At 41.8% G+C, this 1,169-nt stretch carries 1 protein-coding gene and 1 pseudogene; one reads left to right on the top strand and one right to left on the bottom strand.

All coding sequences use genetic code 11. The annotated features are described in order from the left end of the window. Positions 1-270 (top strand): integrase core domain-containing protein (locus WH277_RS02000; protein ID WP_339504096.1); only part of this gene is annotated, 270 nt, incomplete at its 5' end. Between the two features lie 12 nt (positions 271-282). On the opposite strand, the pseudogene WH277_RS02005 reads toward WH277_RS02000, so the two are convergent. Further along, positions 283-414: pseudogene (locus tag WH277_RS02005) on the bottom strand (relaxase/mobilization nuclease domain-containing protein); the annotation flags it as partial. Positions 415-1,169 lie beyond the last annotated feature (755 nt).

A 1,169-nucleotide genomic window follows, 5' to 3' on the forward strand; every position in this document is an offset into this window, starting at 1 on the left:
TGGGCGGAAGAACACGGGGTGATGCTGGACTTTATCAAACCGGGTAAGCCGACCCAGAATGCCTTTATCGAACGGTTTAACCGGACGTACCGGACAGAAATACTGGATTTTTACCTGTTCAGAACCCTGAATGAAGCACGGGAAATTACAGAGCGCTGGCTGGCTGAATATAACAGTGAGCGACCTCATGAATCCCTGAATAACCTGACGCCGGAAGAATACAGATTGATGGCCGAAAACACGGAAATCTCAAAAAGTGCGTGGAACTAAAACGGGTGTGCTTACAGCTGAAGCGCTCAGCATGTTCCCCCCTATGACCACCGGGTCAGTTTTATGGTGAGTTCCAGGTTTCAACGCGTATAGAACAACTCCAGCGAAGCTCTTACCTCTTCTGATCTTCTGCATGCCCTTCATGGGAATGACTACTCCAAAGATCGGTTGTGAGGAGGCGAGAGCGAAGTTCACTGATTTGCCGCTTTACAGCGAACAGTTCTGTCTTGGTTAGAGGGTTACATGACTGCTTTGCATTTAGGTGGTTAACAATCAAATTGAGCCTGTGATTTATCTCACCAAACATTTTCCATGCCACTCTGTTGATCTCAGGAACGACAACAGGTTGGTTTTTCATGAAGCACATGCGAAGCCATTCGCCTTTGGCATGCTTATGACGCTCTTTGTCTAACTTTGAGAGTTCACTGCTATTGAGTCTCACACTTACACAGCTGAGGCGTAGCGCCCGAGATTTATTCTAGTAATTTGGATTAAGACAAATTTTGTCTTCATTTTGATTAGTTCTACTTGATCTTTCCATGGCAACTCCTTTTGCCGTAAAAGATTAAAAAAACGTAACTTATTGATTGTGATGATAAATAACAATTATCAAATAAATTGATTTTGTCAATGCCGTCACTATAATGAAAAGTATTATTAATGATGCTTGGCATTGAAGCTGATCGCTATGACCACAAGTTGCATGTATACTGTGTTTTTATACAGTTATAGTAGGTGGTGTATGCTAAATGGATTCGCACGTTACGCTTTAACTGCTAGTTCGGTGGCACCCGTATGCCTGACATTGGCATTTTTGGCATTCATTAATGATAATAATAAAATACTTATATGTTCTGTTTCGTTAGCTGTGATAAGCATAATTTTTTGTGCGTTTATTA

Source organism: Erwinia sp. MYb416 (assembly GCF_037479575.1).
Lineage (GTDB): Bacteria > Pseudomonadota > Gammaproteobacteria > Enterobacterales > Enterobacteriaceae > Erwinia > Erwinia rhapontici.